Source organism: Streptomyces sp. NBC_00988, assembly GCF_045162645.1.
GTDB lineage: Bacteria > Actinomycetota > Actinomycetes > Streptomycetales > Streptomycetaceae > Streptomyces.
This window is the reverse complement of the sequence record NZ_CP108730.1, coordinates 7,769,445-7,784,905: the sequence shown is the minus strand read 5'-3', so window position 1 is coordinate 7,784,905 and position 15,461 is coordinate 7,769,445. Positions and strand designations below refer to the sequence as shown.

Sequence of the window (15,461 nt, the reverse complement as noted above, 5' to 3'; positions counted from 1 at the left end):
TGTCTGAGGACCTATTCGGCACATAAACCGACCTAAGTTGGTCCAGTGGAGCAACACAGGACACGACCCCCACAGCCCGGCGCAAGACGCGGGGCCCCGCCCCTGCCCCCGCAGGCGGGCCGGGGTCCGAACGGCGGCCCGGCCCGCACGACCCGCCCGGGCCCGCAGCCACGCGGCACCGCACAGCGCCGTCCGGCGGCCGTACGACGCCCGAGCCCTACGGCGGCCGAGACGGTACGTCAGCTGCCGAATCCCCGGCTCACCGGGCTCGGCGGCGGGCTGTTCTGCGCGGCCGTGATGTTCGTGCTCGGGTGTATCGACCAGTTCCTGTTCGGGGCGTCGCTGACCGTCTACGGCGTGCTGTTCGTGCCGGTGTGCGTGCTCACCGCGGTCTGGATCCGGCGCGGCGACCTGCTGACCGCACCGGTCGTCGTACCGATCGCCTTCGCCGTCGGCCTCTTCCCGGTGGCCGACGGCAGCGGCGGTGTCGTCAACCGGCTGATGGGCCTGTTCACCGGCCTCGCCACCCAGGCCGGCTGGCTGTACGGCGGGACGCTCGTCGCGGGGCTCATCGCGACGGTCCGCAGGATCCGGCTGCTGAAGCGTCGCCGGCGGGCATAACTCCCCGGGGCAGCCGCAAGACTGACCCCGGGGTCGGTTCCGGGGCCCGTCCCAGGGGCCGGCTCCGGGACAGGGACCGGGGTCGGGGTCGGGATCCTCCCAGGACCAGTTCTGAGGTCACCGGTCTTGCGGCCGGTCGTACGGAAGTTTCCGGGGCCGGAGACCTCAGCCGCGGAGCATTCCGCGTCGACCGAGCCGTCCTCCGGGCCCTTGCAAGCCCGTGCAGCAAGCCCGTCCGAACCCACGCGCTCAGCGACCTGTGCCGCCGCCCCGTCGCGCAGGCCGCGGCGGACTTCCTCCGTAGTCACCTGTCCCTGTCACAGGCTCCCCGCCTCGCGGCCGACGCCCACCGGACTCCGGCCACCGAGACCCGTACACCCGCACCCGCACCCGCACCCGCACCGATCAGGCGGCCGGCCCCAGTCGTCACTGGTCGCCGCTGGCCACCCCTAGTCATCCCCCGCCGCGTGCATCGCCGCCCCCACGATGCCCGCGTTGTTCTGCAGCTGCGCCGGGACGATCTCGGCCTTGATGTCCTCGATGAAGTGCAGGAACTTGTCGGCCTTGCGGCTGACTCCGCCGCCGATGATGAAGAGCTCGGGCGAGAACAGCATCTCGACGTGGGCGAGGTACTTCTGGACGCGGTGCGCCCAGTGCTCCCACGTCAGCTCGCCGTCCTCCTTGGCCTTGCTGGACGCCTTCTTCTCGGCGTCGTGGCCGTTCAGCTCAAGGTGGCCCAGCTCCGTGTTCGGGACCAGGACGCCGTTGACGAACAGGGCGCTGCCGATGCCCGTGCCGAAGGTCAGCAGGATCACCGTGCCCTTGCGGCCCTGGCCGGCGCCGAAGTGCATCTCGGCGACGCCCGCCGCGTCCGCGTCGTTGACGACCGTCACCGGGAGGCCGCCCAGTCTCTCGCTGAACAGCGCGCCCGCGTCCCGGTCGATCCAGCTCTTGTCGACGTTCGCCGCCGTACGGATCGTGGCACCGCCGGTGACCACGCCCGGAAACGTGAACCCGACCGGTCCCGTCCAGCCGAAGTGGTCGACGACTTCCTTCACGCCGTCGGCCACTCCGTCCGGCGTCGCCGGGTGCGGGGTCAGCACCTTGTACCGCTCTTCCGTCAATTCGCCCTTGTCCAGGTCCACAGGGGCGCCCTTGATCCCGGATCCACCGATGTCCACGCCGAAGATCTGCATGGATCCACGCTACGACGAACGACTGACAGTCACTGCCCGGAGGGTGCCGTACGGTCCGAACCGGTGCGCTCGGCGACCAGCGCGGCCGCCTCTTCCCGCAGGTCACGGCGGAGTTCCTTGGGCAGCGAGAACGTGATGGACTCCTCGGCCGCCTTGACGAGCTCGACGTCCTCGAAGCCGCGGCCGGACAGCCACTCCAGGACCTGCTCGACCAGGACCTCCGGTACGGAGGCTCCCGAGGTGACGCCGACCGTGGTCACGCCCTCCAGCCAGGCCTCCTCGATCTCGTCGGCGAAGTCCACCAGGTAGGCGGCGCGGGCGCCGGCCAGCTTGGCGACCTCGACGAGCCGTACGGAGTTGGAGGAGTTCTTGGAACCGACCACGATCACCAGGTCGGCCTCCTCGCCCATCTGCTTCACGGCGAGCTGGCGGTTCTGCGTGGCGTAGCAGATGTCGTCGCTGGGCGGGGAGATGAGCTGCGGGAACTTCTCCTTCAGGGCGTCGACCGTCTCCATGGTCTCGTCGACCGAGAGGGTGGTCTGGGACAGCCATACGACCCTGGACGGGTCCCGCACCTCGACCTTGGAGACGTCGGACGGGCCGTCGACCAGGGTGATGTGGTCGGGGGCCTCTCCGGAGGTGCCGATGACCTCCTCGTGGCCCTCGTGGCCGATCAGCAGGATGTCGAAGTCGTCGTTGGCGAAACGGACTGCTTCCTTGTGGACCTTGGTCACCAGGGGGCAGGTCGCGTCGATGGTCGCGAGGCGGCCCTGCTTGGCCTCGTCGTGGACGACGGGCGCGACGCCGTGCGCGGAGAACATCACGATGTTCCCCTCGGGGACCTCCTCGGTCCGCTCGACGAAGACGGCGCCCTTCTTCTCCAGGGTCTGGACGACGTACTTGTTGTGCACGATCTCGTGCCGGACATAGATCGGAGCCCCGTACTGCTCAAGGGCTTTCTCGACGGCGATCACGGCGCGGTCCACGCCCGCGCAGTAGCCCCGGGGGGCGGCGAGCAGGACACGGCGGCCAGACGAAGCAGTCATGCGTCCCATCGTAAGGCCGCGCTCGACGGGTCAAAGATCGCGTCCTTGGGGAGACTGGCCGTGGAGTGGGAGGGGTGGGGGCCGGGCACGACGTACGGGAGACGCGAGATGGCGGACAGGGACAGCGGTACGGCCACGGATACGGAGACCGCGGCCGGCGACGGGCCCCAGCTGCGGCGCAGCCTCGGTTTCCGGGATCTCGTCGTCTACGGGCTGCTGTTCATCGCCCCCATGGCACCGGTCGGCGTGTTCGGCACCCTGGACGCCAAGTCGCACGGCGCGGTCGCGCTGGTCTACATCGTGGCCACGGTCGCGATGGCGTTCACGGCGTTCAGCTACGCGCAGATGGTGCGGGTCGTCCCTCAGGCGGGCTCGGTGTTCGCCTACGCGCGCGTGGGGCTCGGCAGGGAGGCCGGGTTCATCGCCGGCTGGATGGCGATGCTCGACTACATCCTGATCCCCGCCGTCGCCTACCTCTTCTCCGGGATCGCCATGAACGCGCTGGTCCCGGACGTCTCCCGGTGGGTGTGGACCGCGCTGGCGGTCGTCATCACGACCTGCCTCAACCTCTGGGGTGTGCGGGCGGCGGCCCGCGTGGGCTTCCTCGTCCTCGCGATGGAGATCGTCGTTCTCGTCATCTTCATCGTGTCGGCGACCGTCGTCCTCGCGCGCGACGGCGCCGAACGGGGCTGGCTGTCGCCGCTGTCCGGGGACGGCACGCAGGGCGCGTTCGCGCTGTCGGCGGTGATCGGCGCGGTCTCGGTGGCCGTCCTGTCCTACCTGGGCTTCGACGCGGTCGCCACCTTCGCGGAGGAGGTCACCGGCGGCTCCGAGAAGGTCGCCAGGGCGCTGCTGTTCTGCCTCGCCCTGGCCGGTGTGCTGTTCATCGCCCAGACGTACCTGATCGCCCTCCTGGAGCCGACGACTTCCGCACAGCTGGCCGCCGACCCGGGGAAACAGGGATCGGCGTTCTACGACGCGGTCGACGTCTCGGTCGGCGACTGGCTGCACAACCTGGTGGCCGTCAGCAAGGCGATCGGCGCGGCGTTCGCGGCGCTGGCCGGCCAGGCGGCGGCGGGCCGCCTGGTGTTCGCGATGGCCCGCGACCGGCGCCTCCCCCGCGCCCTGTCGAAGACCGACGACGGAGTGCCGCGGGTCGCGTTGCTGTCGGCGGCGGTCATCACCCTGATCGCCGCGGTCTGGGCGGCCCGCCGCGACGACGGCCTCGACCACCTGGTCTCGGTCGTCGACATCGGCGCGCTCACCGCGTTCACGTTGCTGCACGCGAGCGTGGTGGGCTGGTTCGCGGTACGACGCCGGGGTGGGCCGGTGGTGTGGTGGCGGCACGTGCTGGTGCCGGTGCTGGGGGCGGCGATCACGATCGCGGTGATCGTGGAGGCGTCCGGTACCGCGCAGGTGGTGGGGGCGATCTGGTTGGCGGTGGGGTTGGCGGTGCTGGCGGTGCAGTCACGTGGGGCGGTCCGGCAGTAGACACCCGGCGTGGGGGCGGGGCCGGGTACGCGTGACTCCCGCTCCACCCCGCACCTCGACCCCGTTGTCACAGGTGGCCGTTACTCTCGGGCGCATGGCTCTCAACACGGCTCCGGACGCGCCACTCCCCGTCGGTGAGGTCTCCCGGCTCATCGGCGGGTGGATCGATCGGCTCGGTGCGGTGTGGGTCGAGGGGCAGATCACCCAGTTGTCGCGGCGGCCCGGTGCCGGTGTCGTGTTTCTGACGTTGCGTGACCCGTCGTACGACATCTCGGTGAGCGTGACCTGTTTTCGGCAGGTGTTCGACGAGGTCGCCGATGTCGTCAGCGAGGGCGCGCGGGTCGTCGTACTCGCGAAACCGGAGTGGTACGCGCCGCGGGGGCAGTTGTCGTTGCGGGCCACCGAGATAAGGCCGGTGGGGGTGGGTGAACTCCTCGCGCGCCTTGAGCAGTTGAAGAAGTCCCTGGCCGCGGAGGGGTTGTTCGCGGCCGATCGGAAGAAGCCGCTGCCGTTCCTGCCGCAGCTGATCGGGCTGGTCTGCGGGCGGGCCTCGGCGGCCGAGCGGGACGTCCTGGAGAACGCGCGGCATCGCTGGCCCGCGGTCCGTTTCGAGGTGCGCAACGTGCCCGTGCAGGGCGTGCACGCCGTGCCGCAGGTCGTACAGGCCGTGAAGGAGCTGGACGCGCTCGACGGTGTGGACGTGATCATCGTGGCGCGGGGCGGCGGCAGCGTGGAGGACCTGCTGCCGTTCTCCGACGAGCAGCTCGTACGGGCCGTGTCGGCCTGTCGTACGCCCGTGGTGTCCGCGATCGGGCACGAACCCGACAACCCGCTCCTGGACTACGTCGCCGACCTGCGCGCCTCCACCCCCACCGACGCCGCGAAGAAGGTCGTACCGGACGTCGGCGAGGAGTACGAGCGCGTACGGCAGCTGCGCGACCGGGCGCGGCGGTGTGTCGTGGCGTTCGTGGACCGGGAGGAGCGCGGGCTGGCGCAGGCGTTGTCCCGGCCGTCGATACAGGATCCGCACCGGATGATCGACGAGCGCGCGGATCACGTCGCCGCCCTCCTCGACCGCGGCCGGCGCACCCTCGGCCACCTCCTGGACCGCGCCGACTCGGAGCTGACCCACACGCACGCGCGCGTGGTGGCCCTCTCCCCGGCGGCCACCCTGAAGCGGGGGTACGCGGTGCTGCAGCGGGCCGACGGGCACGTCGTCCGGGACCCGGACGAGGTGAGCGCGGACGAGGTGCTCCGCGCGCGGGTCGCCGAGGGCGAGTTCACGGTCCGGGTCGAGGCGTAGTTCCTGTTCGAGGCGTAGTGCCTGTTGATGCATAGGGTGGGCGAATGACCAGCAAGGTGACGGAAGAGTCGCTCGGGTACGAGCAGGCACGCGACGAGCTGATCGAGGTCGTACGGCGCCTGGAGGCGGGCGGTACGACCCTGGAGGAGTCCCTCGCACTCTGGGAACGCGGCGAGGAACTGGCCAAGGTCTGCCGCCGCTGGCTGGACGGGGCGAGGGCCCGGCTGGACGCGGCATTGGCGGAGGAAGAGGGCACAGTCGTAGACGCGGGTGGCGACGGCGAGTAGCGGGGGCGGGCGGCTCGCGGATCGCAGGTAGCGACAGTTGGCGGCGGACAGCAAGCCGCAGCTGCCGCCCATTGGCAGCGTCAGCGCGGAGCCGTCAAGGGCCAGCGGCCGAGGACTGGTAGCGGATGGCAACCAACAACAGTCGACGGCGAGTAGCCGCAGCCACCAGCTGACAGCGACGCCGAACGGCCAGCAACCGACGACCGGCAGCGGACAGCGAGTCACAACAGACGGCAGCGGACGGCAAGTAGCGCCAACTGGCAGGCGGCAGCGAGTCACGGCAACTGACAGCTGTCAGCGTCGGCGAACAGTTGGCGACAGCTGGCAGCCGAGGCGAGTATCGACAGCCGACAACCAGTAGCGCACAGCGAGTCGCGACGGCCGTCAGCCCGCGCAGCGCCGGCGATCAGTCGGCAACTGCTAGCCGCGGACGGCGAGTTACGACCGCCGGCGGCGAACAGCGTGCCGCGTCCGCAGGTACCCGTCAGTGACGGCGGCCAACCAATACCCGCCGCCGCCTGCCGCCCGCCGCGCGCTGCCGGCAACGCCGACCCCTCATCGGCAACAGCCGCCCCTGGCAAGCCGCCCCAACGACGTTCCCCTGTGATGCGGATCACCCTGCTCCACTTTTGGTTGAATGTTGAACCTCCTATCGCGTACGGTCGGTCTCGTCAGCCTATCCGGACCACGGTCCGGTTCCGGTTTCCGGCCACCCCGAGGAAGTTCTCGTATGTCTCTCGTTCTTGACCCCGCCGCCCAGGACCTGCTGTTCCGCGAGGCCCGCACCGCGAACACGTTCACCGACGAGCCGGTGACGGACGAGCAGGTGCAGGCGATCTACGACCTGGTCAAGTACGGCCCGACCTCCATGAACCAGTCGCCGCTGCGCATCACCCTGGTCCGCTCCCCCGAGGCCCGCGAGCGCCTCGTGCAGCACCTCTCCGAGGGCAACCAGAAGAAGACCGCCGCCGCCCCGCTGGTCGCGATCCTCTCCGCGGACAACGAGTTCCACGAGGAGCTCCCGAACCTGTTCCCGCACTTCCCGCAGGCCAAGGACGCCGTCTTCGGCGAGCGTTCGGTCCGTGAGGGCAACGCCGCGCTGAACGCCGCCCTGCAGGCCGCGTACTTCATCATCGGCATCCGCGCCGCCGGTCTCGCCGCCGGCCCGATGACCGGTCTCGACTTCGCGGGCGTCCAGAAGGAGTTCCTGGACGGCGACCACACCCCGTTCGTCGTCATCAACATCGGCAAGCCGGGCGAGGACGCCTGGTTCCCGCGCTCCCCCCGCCTGGAGTACGACGAGGTCGTCACCACCGTCTGAGACGGATGACCCCCTGATGGCATGACAAGGCCCCCGGCACCAGAGCTGTGCCGGGGGCCTTCGTCGCAGCCGTACGACTGCTTACTTCGTCTGCAGCGCCTTCGCCATCTCCGTCAGCTGCGCGAACGACCCCGTGCCCGCCACCACCGTCGTCGAGCCCTTGCCCGCGAGCACGAGGGCGTCGTAGCGGCCGCCGGTGTAGCGGGTCCACGTGCGGCCGCCGATGTCCTGGGTGGTCTTCGTCGCGGCGGAGCCCTGGCTGGCGGTGTCGACGAAGTCGGCCGGCTTCTGAGTCGACTGTTCTATCTGCACGTACTGTCCGCCGGGGGCACTGAATCCGAGGTGCCAGGCGTCGAACGCGGCGCCGTCGTAGCTGACCGAGGTCGCCTTCCAGGTCGTGGACAGGCCCTCCGGGGCCGCCACCGGGTACGGTGCCGCGCGGCGTGCCGTGAGCAGCTCCACGCGGTAGTCGACCCGCTTGATGTCGGGAGCGTGGTCGCTGTGCGGGATGAAGATGTAGACGATCGCCGCCGCGATCCCGATCAGGCCCAGGGAGAGAATCATGTCCCGGACCGTCTTCTGCTTGCCGTTCGAACCTGCCACGTCCCTATCGTCGCAGGTGCCCTGGTCCGCTCATCCGTGGGCCCCCCTGCTCATTTTGTCTGCCTGGCGATAGAGTCGGGTCCATACCCTCATCCGGCCGTCGTCGTATCAGAAAGGTGCGCTCCGATGACCGAGCATCATCATCTGCCGTCCGAACTCGAAGTCCCCTCCGAGGCCCCCGACCGCAACCTCGCCCTGGAACTCGTCCGGGTGACCGAAGCCGCCGCGATGGCCGCGGGCCGCTGGGTCGGGCGCGGTGACAAGAACGGCGCCGACGGTGCCGCCGTGCGCGCCATGCGGACCCTCGTCTCCACCGTCTCGATGAACGGCGTCGTCGTCATCGGCGAGGGCGAGAAGGACGAGGCGCCGATGCTCTTCAACGGCGAGCGCGTCGGTGACGGCACCGGACCCGAGTGCGACATCGCCGTCGACCCGATCGACGGGACCACCCTCAACGCCAAGGGCATGCCGAACGCGATCGCCGTGCTCGCCGCGGCGGACCGGGGTTCGATGTTCGACCCGTCCGCCGTGTTCTACATGGACAAGCTCGTCGCCGGGCCCGAGGCCGCCGAGTTCGTCGACATCGAGGCGCCGATCTCGGTGAACGTCCGCCGGGTCGCCAAGGCCAAGCGGGTCACGCCCGAGGACGTCACCGTCGTCGTCCTGGACCGGCCGCGGCACGACGGCATCATCAAGGAGATCCGGGAGACCGGTGCGCGGATCAAGCTGATCTCCGACGGCGATGTCGCGGGCTCGATCCTGGCGCTGCGCGAAGGTACCGGCGTCGATCTGCTCCTCGGTATCGGTGGCACCCCTGAAGGCATCATCTCGGCCTGTGCCGTGAAGTGCCTCGGAGGCGTGATCCAGGGCAAGTTGTGGCCCAAGGACGACGCCGAGCGGCAGCGGGCGCTGGACGCGGGGCACGACCTGGACCGGGTGCTCACCACCGATGACCTGGTGTCGGGCGAGAACGTGTTCTTCGTCGCGACCGGGATCACCGACGGGGAGCTGCTGCGGGGGGTTCGCTACCGCGCGGAGACGGCGACGACCGACTCGATCGTGATGCGGTCCAAGTCCGGGACGGTGCGGCGGATCGACTCGGAGCACCGGCTGAGCAAGCTGCGGGCGTACAGCGCGATTGACTTCGACCGGGCCAAGTAGCGCCTAGGAGTGGGGTTCTGTGGACCATTGGCGGCTGCGGGTCGCCTGTGGCTGGTCGCGCCCACGCGGCGGAGCCGCCCATGTCACAGCCCCGCGCCCCTTGGTGCGTTGCCCCGCCCGGCAATGAAAAAGGCGCCCCCTGGTGCGGAGGGGGCGCCTTTTGTCAGCCGGCCGCCGCTATACGGCCCGCCGCGCGGGCCTTCTGGAGTTCCAGGTCGCGGCGGCGGCGCCTGGCCAGGACCACGCGGCGTTCGGCGGCGGTGAGGCCGCCCCAGACGCCGTAGGGCTCGGGTTGCAGGAGTGCGTGCTCCCGGCACTCGACCATGACCGGACAGCGGGCGCAGACGCGCTTGGCGGCGTCCTCGCGGGAGAGTCGGGCGGCGGTGGGTTCCTTGGAGGGTGCGAAGAACAGGCCTGCCTCGTCGCGCCGGCACACCGCTTCGGTGTGCCAGGGAGCGTCTTGGTCCCTGTCTCGCGCAGGCACCCGCTGAGCCGGAACAGCAGCTACCTGCAGGGACGAATGCGGCGGTTGCAGCACGGTCTACTCCTGACGACGGCTTCGCGAGCGAGAGACGATGCAGCAAGGCCTACCCGCTGTGCGCGCGCCTATGCACTGAGTTCCGAACCGCTGGTTTCCGGGCACTTCTGTGCGTTGTCAGGGCCGGGCAGGGGTGGACCGATCAGCTCCACATGTGTCCCGATTCACAACCGTCAACGGTCCAGGTGTTTGCGCAAATTCTTGTCGACCTTGCGCTGAACCCGATCGAGAATGTCCGCAACGAGCTTGCCCCGCTTGGGTTTTGCCTCGATGTTTCCGAGTACGGCCCACCCGTCGACGTAGACCACGGGCGCGTCCGGTTCGACGGAATCCAGCGTGTCCACCTCGAAGTTGCCGAGGACTCCGCCGCCGGTGCCGCGCAGCGACACGTTCTCCGGGACGCGGATCTCGACGTTGCCGAAGACCGAGACCGCCTTGATGACGACCTGCTGGTACTCGAAGATCGCCTCGCTGAGGTCGATCTCGACACTGCCGAACACGGCGTACGCGTGCATACGGCGGCCCGCGCGCCAGCGGCCCTTGCGCATCGCGGCGCTGAACACCGCCACCACGTGCTGGTCGGCCTCGGCCGGGATCGCGCCCTCCGTCGGACGGTTCGGAGCGGGGCTGTACGACGGGGTCGCCGCCCGGCGGCCGTCGTGGGCGGCCGGCAGATCCTGGATGAAGACCTCCAGCTCGCCGACCGTCTTGGCGCTCAGCACCCCCTCGACCCGCTCGGCGTGCTCGTCCGCGTCCAGGCGCCCCTCGGCCAGGGCCTCGCGCAGGATGTCGGCGATGCGGTCACGGTCGGCGTCCGAGGCGCGCAGCTGAGGGGCGGCGGGCGCGGGCTGCGGGGCCGTGGGCGCGGATGCGGGCTGCTTCTGAAGGTCCACGGCAGCAGCGTACCGAAACGCGATAGATCGCGACTAGGGGTGTGGACAACGTTGGCGTGGCGGCGAACGCCCGGAGCAACTGAGCCTTACCTCACAAGCTCGGTGTCAGTGGCAGGTTCTACGCTGGTGGACGCCCGCCAATGGCGGCTGGCCGCGCTGTCTGTCGAAAGAGGAATGGGCGACATGCCTGAGTTCGCGTACACCGATCTGCTCCCCATGGGAGAGGACACCACCCCGTACCGGCTGGTGACCTCCGAGGGTGTCTCCACCTTCGAGGCCGACGGGCGGACGTTCCTCAAGGTCGAGCCCGAGGCGCTGCGCCAGCTCGCCGCCGAGGCGATCCACGACATCCAGCACTATCTGCGGCCCGCCCACCTCGCGCAGCTGCGCCGGATCATCGACGACCCCGAGGCGTCGAACAACGACAAGTTCGTCGCGCTGGACCTGCTGAAGAACGCGAACATCGCCGCCGCCGGCGTACTGCCCATGTGCCAGGACACCGGTACCGCGATCGTCATGGGCAAGCGCGGCCAGAACGTCCTCACGGAGGGCGGCGACGAGTCGGCCCTGTCGCGCGGCATCTACGACGCGTACCTCAACCTCAATCTGAGGTACTCGCAGATGGCCCCGCTGACCATGTGGGACGAGAAGAACACCGGGTCGAACCTGCCCGCCCAGATCGAGCTGTACGCGACCGACGGCGGCGCCTACAAGTTCCTGTTCATGGCGAAGGGCGGCGGCTCCGCCAACAAGTCGTTCCTCTACCAGGAGACGAAGGCGGTCCTCAACGAGGGCTCCATGATGAAGTTCCTTGAGGAGAAGATCCGTTCGCTCGGTACGGCGGCCTGCCCGCCGTACCACCTGGCGATCGTCGTCGGCGGTACGAGCGCCGAGTACGCGCTGAAGACCGCGAAGTACGCCTCCGCGCACTACCTGGACGAGATCCCGGCCGAGGGTTCGGAGTTGGGGCACGGGTTCCGGGACAAGGACCTGGAGCAGAAGGTCTTCGAGCTGACGCAGCGGATCGGGATCGGGGCGCAGTTCGGCGGCAAGTACTTCTGCCACGACGTGCGGGTGGTGCGGCTGCCCCGGCACGGCGCCTCATGTCCCGTCGCCATCGCCGTGTCCTGCTCCGCCGACCGGCAGGCCGTCGCGAAGATCACCGCCGAGGGCGTGTTCCTGGAGCAGTTGGAGACGGACCCGGCGCGGTTCCTGCCGGAGACCACCGACGAGCACCTCGAAGAGGGCGATGTCGTCCGCGTCGACCTCAACCAACCGATGGACGACATCCTCGCCGAGCTGACCAAGTACCCGGTGAAGACCCGGCTTTCGCTGTCCGGGCCGCTCGTCGTGGCGCGTGACATCGCGCACGCCAAGATCAAGGAGCGGCTCGACGCGGGCGAGGAGATGCCGCAGTACCTGAAGGACCACCCCGTGTACTACGCGGGGCCCGCGAAGACCCCTGAGGGTTACGCGTCCGGGTCCTTCGGGCCCACGACCGCCGGGCGCATGGACTCGTACGTCGAGCAGTTCCAGGCGGCGGGCGGGTCCAAGGTGATGCTCGCGAAGGGGAACCGGAGCAAACAGGTCACGGACGCGTGCGACGCGCACGGCGGCTTCTACCTCGGGTCCATCGGTGGGCCTGCCGCCCGGCTCGCCCAGGACTGCATCAAGAAGGTCGAGGTCGTCGAGTACGAGGAGCTCGGTATGGAGGCGGTCTGGAAGATCGAGGTCGAGGACTTCCCGGCGTTCGTCGTCGTCGACGACAAGGGCAACGACTTCTTCCAGAACCCGGCGCCTGAGCCTACGTTCACGCATATTCCGGTGCGGGGGCCTGGGCTGGGCTGAGTTTCGCCCCCGCCGCCCCTACCCGTCCCATCCCCAGGGGGCTCCGCCCCCTGGACCCCCATCGGCCCCGAAAGGGCCTCGTCCTCAAACGCCGGACGGGCTGGTCATAGCCGGCCTGTGTTGAGTGGTGTCCCGGGACACCCAAGACCCTCACCCCTGTCCCATTTCGTCCCGAGAACCAGCGGGACGGCATCTTTGCGAGGCTTGCCGGACACGCTCCGAGTTGACTGGATCACAGCCCGTGGTCCTCAGTCCACTCGGAGGAAACCCCCCATGATCCGACGCACTCTGCGCAACGGTCTCGTCGCCGCGATCGCAGCCGTCGCCGTCTTCCCCGTGACAGCCGTCGCCGCCACCGCCGCCCCGGTTCCGCACGCCCGGCACCACGTCGCCCACCACGTCATCCACCACCACGTGACGGGGCACGCCCTGGGGCAGGTCACCACTCGTCACTTCAAGCGGCTGAACGTCCGTTCCGGCCCGGGTACCGGGTACCGCGTCGTCGGGACGCGGGCGGTCGGGCGGACGTTGCCCATCGTCTGCAAGACGTACGGGGCGAACGTCTTCGGCAACCACCGCTGGTACAAGCTCCCGCACCACGAGGGCTACGTCTCGGCCCACTACGTCCACAACCGCAGCAGCGTCCGCTGGTGCTGACCCTCATCACCTGACCGACCGCACCGCCCGACGGGACGACCCAGTGCGTCCTGTCGGGTGGTGCCAGGTCAACACCCCTTCATATTCCGGCATATTCGGACGATCCGGGTGTGGCCCCGCACCTCCCCCGGGAACGGATCACGGCGTTCACCCCGGTACGGCGAGGAGCAGGATGGAAAGCCACGTGACGGTCGAGCAGCAGCAGCCTCGGTCCGGCCCCTGCGACGACGCGGGGCCGCTCCTGACGGAACGGCTCCGGCTTCTCAAGCGGCGGACCGGGCTGAGCCTGGCCGCGCTGGCCTCCGTCACCCCGTTCAGCAAGTCGACCTGGCACCGCTATCTCAGCGGCGGCCAACTCCCGCCCCGGGCAGCCGTCGAGGCCCTCGCCCGACTCGCGCACGCCGAACCCGAGGCACTGCTCTCCCTGTGGGACGCGGCGGTCCGCGAGCAGTCCCGGCCTGCTCCTCCCCCGCCGAAGCCCCCGATCCCGTCCGTACGGCCCCGCCGGCCCCGTCGGCTGCGTGCCCCCGCCCGCGCCCTCGTCGCCCTCGCCGCGATGGCGACCACCGTCGCGGTCACCGCCGGTGCCGCCGACGTCCTCGACCACGATGCCGGGGCGGACCTGCACACGGTGGCCTCCTGCCGTGGCGGCGGTTGTCAGGGGGCGCTGCCGTCCTCGGAGACCTGCGCGCGGGACGCCCGTACGGAGAGCGTCGTGACCCGGGCCCGTCAGGTCGTACTGCTGCGGTACTCGCCGTCCTGCGCGACCGTGTGGTCCGAGGTGCGCACCCGGGTCGGCGGGTCGCGGGAGATCTCGATCAGGGCCGGGCAGGACGAGCTGTCCGCCGAGTACCCGGGCCACCGTACGGACGGTTACAGCAGCCCGATGCTGGCCGCCCCCGACCCGCGCGGGGCGCAGGCCTGTGCCGAGGTGGGCGGGCAGCCGGTGTGTACGGGTCCCGGCCGCTGAGCGCCGGGCCGAGACACTCCGTTTCCTTCCGCTGAGGTGGGAACACGGGACGTGTCCGCGATGCTGTCCCCCACAGGAGGTGATCGGCGATGGCCGACGGTCAGACAGTGGGTCCGTTCCGTATCGAGCACGATTCGATGGGGGAGGTGCGGGTCCCGGTCGACGCGAAGTGGCGGGCGCAGACCCAGCGGGCGGTGGAGAACTTCCCGATCTCGGGGCAGCGCATCGAGCGCGCCCACATCGAGGCGCTCGCCCGCATCAAGGGTGCCGCCGCGAAGGTGAACGCCGAACTCGGCGTACTCGACAAGGACATCGCGGAGGCGATCCAGGAAGCCGCCCGTGAGGTCGCCGGCGGGAAGTGGGACGAGCACTTCCCGATCGACGTGTTCCAGACCGGGTCCGGGACCTCGTCCAACATGAACACCAACGAGGTGATCGCCACCCTCGCGACCGAGCGGCTCGGACGCGATGTGCATCCCAACGACCATGTGAACGCCTCGCAGTCGTCCAACGACGTGTTCCCGTCCTCCATCCACATCGCGGCCACCGGTGCCGTCATCCACGACCTCATCCCCGCCCTTGAGCATCTCGCGGGGGCGCTGTCGCGCAAGTCCGTCGAGTTCGCCGACGTGGTGAAGTCCGGGCGGACCCACCTGATGGACGCCACGCCGGTGACGCTGGGGCAGGAGTTCGGCGGGTACTCGGCGCAGGTGCGTTACGGCGTCGAGCGGCTCGAAGCCTCGCTGCCGCGGCTCGCCGAGCTGCCGCTGGGCGGGACCGCCGTCGGGACCGGGATCAACACCCCGCCCGGGTTCTCCGCCGCCGTGATCGCCGAGGTCGCGCTGGTCACCGGGCTGCCGTTGACCGAGGCGCGGGACCACTTCGAGGCGCAGGGCGCGCGGGACGGGATCGTCGAGACCAGCGGGCAGTTGCGGACCATCGCCGTAGGGCTGACGAAGATCGCGAACGATCTGCGGTGGATGGCGTCCGGGCCGCGGACCGGGCTCTCGGAGATCTCGCTGCCCGATCTGCAGCCGGGGTCGTCGATCATGCCCGGCAAGGTCAATCCGGTGATTCCGGAGGCCGTGCTGATGGTCGCCGCGCAGGTCGTCGGCAATGACGCGACCGTCGCCACCGCCGGGGCCGCGGGCAACTTCGAGCTCAATGTGATGCTGCCGGTGATCGCCAAGAATGTTCTTGAGTCGATCCGGCTGCTCGCCAACGTCTCGCGGCTGCTCGCCGACCGGACCGTCGAGGGGATCGTCGCGCACCGGGAGCGTGCGCGCGAATACGCCGAGTCCTCGCCGTCCGTGGTCACCCCGCTCAACAAGTACATCGGGTACGAGGAGGCCGCCAAGGTGGCCAAGAAGGCACTGGCGGAACGGAAGACGATCCGCCAGGTCGTCCTGGAGAACGGCTATGTGGAGCGCGGTGACCTGACCGTCGCGCAGCTCGACGAGGCCCTCGATGTCCTGCGGATGACGCGTCCGTAACCAATTGTCGCCCTGGCGTGAACCGTGACGCGC

General features: G+C 69.8%; 15 protein-coding genes. 10 read left to right on the top strand and 5 right to left on the bottom strand.

Annotation, left to right across the window (positions count from 1 at the left end; translation table 11 throughout):
• Nucleotides 1–45 precede the first annotated feature (45 nt).
• A complete protein-coding gene (locus OG496_RS35965) occupies nt 46–621 on the top strand; it encodes a DUF6542 domain-containing protein (protein WP_405973854.1) in 576 nt (191 codons plus the stop codon).
• A 449-nt stretch (nt 622–1,070) separates the two neighbouring features.
• Here OG496_RS35965 and ppgK read toward each other — a convergent pair whose 3' ends face one another.
• Both ppgK and OG496_RS35955 read right to left on the bottom strand, forming a co-directional pair.
• Entirely contained in the window at nt 1,071–1,817 is a 747-nt protein-coding gene (ppgK, locus tag OG496_RS35960) for a polyphosphate--glucose phosphotransferase (protein WP_366489570.1), read from the bottom strand.
• Nucleotides 1,818–1,846: 29 nt separating this feature from the next.
• Nucleotides 1,847–2,872, bottom strand: a complete 1,026-nt coding sequence (locus OG496_RS35955; RefSeq protein ID WP_365305314.1) for a 4-hydroxy-3-methylbut-2-enyl diphosphate reductase — start codon at nt 2,870–2,872, stop codon at nt 1,847–1,849.
• A gap of 99 nt (nt 2,873–2,971) precedes the next feature.
• Here OG496_RS35955 and OG496_RS35950 point away from each other — a divergent pair, with 99 nt between their 5' ends.
• From OG496_RS35950 to OG496_RS35935, 4 genes are all read left to right on the top strand, one after another.
• Nucleotides 2,972–4,354, top strand: coding sequence for an APC family permease (locus OG496_RS35950; protein ID WP_405973853.1), 1,383 nt, complete (start codon nt 2,972–2,974; stop codon nt 4,352–4,354).
• A gap of 94 nt (nt 4,355–4,448) precedes the next feature.
• The gene (gene xseA / locus OG496_RS35945; RefSeq protein WP_405973852.1) at nt 4,449–5,657 is read left to right on the top strand and encodes an exodeoxyribonuclease VII large subunit; all 1,209 of its coding nucleotides are present in this window, start codon (nt 4,449–4,451) and stop codon (nt 5,655–5,657) included.
• 44 nt (nt 5,658–5,701) lie between these two features.
• The gene (locus tag OG496_RS35940) at nt 5,702–5,944 is read left to right on the top strand and encodes an exodeoxyribonuclease VII small subunit (protein WP_405973851.1); all 243 of its coding nucleotides are present in this window, start codon (nt 5,702–5,704) and stop codon (nt 5,942–5,944) included.
• A gap of 730 nt (nt 5,945–6,674) precedes the next feature.
• Nucleotides 6,675–7,265, top strand: coding sequence for a malonic semialdehyde reductase (locus tag OG496_RS35935; protein WP_366489565.1), 591 nt, complete (start codon nt 6,675–6,677; stop codon nt 7,263–7,265).
• 81 nt (nt 7,266–7,346) lie between these two features.
• Here the strand turns inward: OG496_RS35935 and OG496_RS35930 are convergent, their stop codons facing one another.
• Nucleotides 7,347–7,868 (bottom strand): DUF4245 domain-containing protein, encoded by a 522-nt coding sequence (locus OG496_RS35930; RefSeq protein ID WP_405973850.1) that lies wholly within the window; start codon nt 7,866–7,868, stop codon nt 7,347–7,349.
• A 126-nt stretch (nt 7,869–7,994) separates the two neighbouring features.
• On the opposite strand from OG496_RS35930, the gene glpX reads away from it, so the two are divergent.
• On the top strand, nt 7,995–9,029 hold the full coding sequence (gene glpX / locus OG496_RS35925) for a class II fructose-bisphosphatase (RefSeq protein WP_033286599.1): 1,035 nt from the start codon (nt 7,995–7,997) through the stop codon (nt 9,027–9,029).
• 163 nt (nt 9,030–9,192) lie between these two features.
• Here the strand turns inward: glpX and OG496_RS35920 are convergent, their stop codons facing one another.
• Both OG496_RS35920 and OG496_RS35915 read right to left on the bottom strand, forming a co-directional pair.
• A complete protein-coding gene (locus OG496_RS35920; RefSeq protein WP_026150672.1) occupies nt 9,193–9,567 on the bottom strand; it encodes a WhiB family transcriptional regulator in 375 nt (124 codons plus the stop codon).
• Nucleotides 9,568–9,740: 173 nt separating this feature from the next.
• The gene (locus OG496_RS35915; RefSeq protein ID WP_405973849.1) at nt 9,741–10,460 is read right to left on the bottom strand and encodes a DUF1707 domain-containing protein; all 720 of its coding nucleotides are present in this window, start codon (nt 10,458–10,460) and stop codon (nt 9,741–9,743) included.
• A gap of 183 nt (nt 10,461–10,643) precedes the next feature.
• Here OG496_RS35915 and OG496_RS35910 point away from each other — a divergent pair, with 183 nt between their 5' ends.
• From OG496_RS35910 to OG496_RS35895, 4 genes are all read left to right on the top strand, one after another.
• The gene (locus OG496_RS35910) at nt 10,644–12,308 is read left to right on the top strand and encodes a fumarate hydratase (protein WP_366489560.1); all 1,665 of its coding nucleotides are present in this window, start codon (nt 10,644–10,646) and stop codon (nt 12,306–12,308) included.
• A 273-nt stretch (nt 12,309–12,581) separates the two neighbouring features.
• Nucleotides 12,582–12,965: an SH3 domain-containing protein gene (locus OG496_RS35905; protein WP_405973848.1), complete on the top strand. Its 384-nt coding sequence runs from the start codon at nt 12,582–12,584 to the stop codon at nt 12,963–12,965.
• 172 nt (nt 12,966–13,137) lie between these two features.
• Nucleotides 13,138–13,935: a DUF2690 domain-containing protein gene (locus OG496_RS35900; RefSeq protein ID WP_405973847.1), complete on the top strand. Its 798-nt coding sequence runs from the start codon at nt 13,138–13,140 to the stop codon at nt 13,933–13,935.
• 89 nt (nt 13,936–14,024) lie between these two features.
• Complete coding sequence (locus OG496_RS35895) at nt 14,025–15,428, top strand: class II fumarate hydratase (RefSeq protein WP_365305324.1); 1,404 nt, start codon at nt 14,025–14,027, stop codon at nt 15,426–15,428.
• Nucleotides 15,429–15,461: the final 33 nt, after the last annotated feature.

Bases quoted from the DNA above. Each gene is read 5' to 3' on its own strand.
- ppgK (WP_366489570.1), bottom strand. From the start codon at position 1,817: ATGCAGATCTTCGGCGTGGACATCGGTGGATCCGGGATCAAGGGCGCC.
- OG496_RS35955 (WP_365305314.1), bottom strand. From the start codon at position 2,872: ATGGGACGCATGACTGCTTCGTCTGGCCGCCGTGTCCTGCTCGCCGCC.
- OG496_RS35950 (WP_405973853.1), top strand. From the start codon at position 2,972: ATGGCGGACAGGGACAGCGGTACGGCCACGGATACGGAGACCGCGGCC.
- xseA (WP_405973852.1), top strand. From the start codon at position 4,449: ATGGCTCTCAACACGGCTCCGGACGCGCCACTCCCCGTCGGTGAGGTC.
- OG496_RS35940 (WP_405973851.1), top strand. From the start codon at position 5,702: ATGACCAGCAAGGTGACGGAAGAGTCGCTCGGGTACGAGCAGGCACGC.
- OG496_RS35935 (WP_366489565.1), top strand. From the start codon at position 6,675: ATGTCTCTCGTTCTTGACCCCGCCGCCCAGGACCTGCTGTTCCGCGAG.
- glpX (WP_033286599.1), top strand. From the start codon at position 7,995: ATGACCGAGCATCATCATCTGCCGTCCGAACTCGAAGTCCCCTCCGAG.
- OG496_RS35910 (WP_366489560.1), top strand. From the start codon at position 10,644: ATGCCTGAGTTCGCGTACACCGATCTGCTCCCCATGGGAGAGGACACC.
- OG496_RS35905 (WP_405973848.1), top strand. From the start codon at position 12,582: ATGATCCGACGCACTCTGCGCAACGGTCTCGTCGCCGCGATCGCAGCC.
- OG496_RS35900 (WP_405973847.1), top strand. From the start codon at position 13,138: ATGGAAAGCCACGTGACGGTCGAGCAGCAGCAGCCTCGGTCCGGCCCC.
- OG496_RS35895 (WP_365305324.1), top strand. From the start codon at position 14,025: ATGGCCGACGGTCAGACAGTGGGTCCGTTCCGTATCGAGCACGATTCG.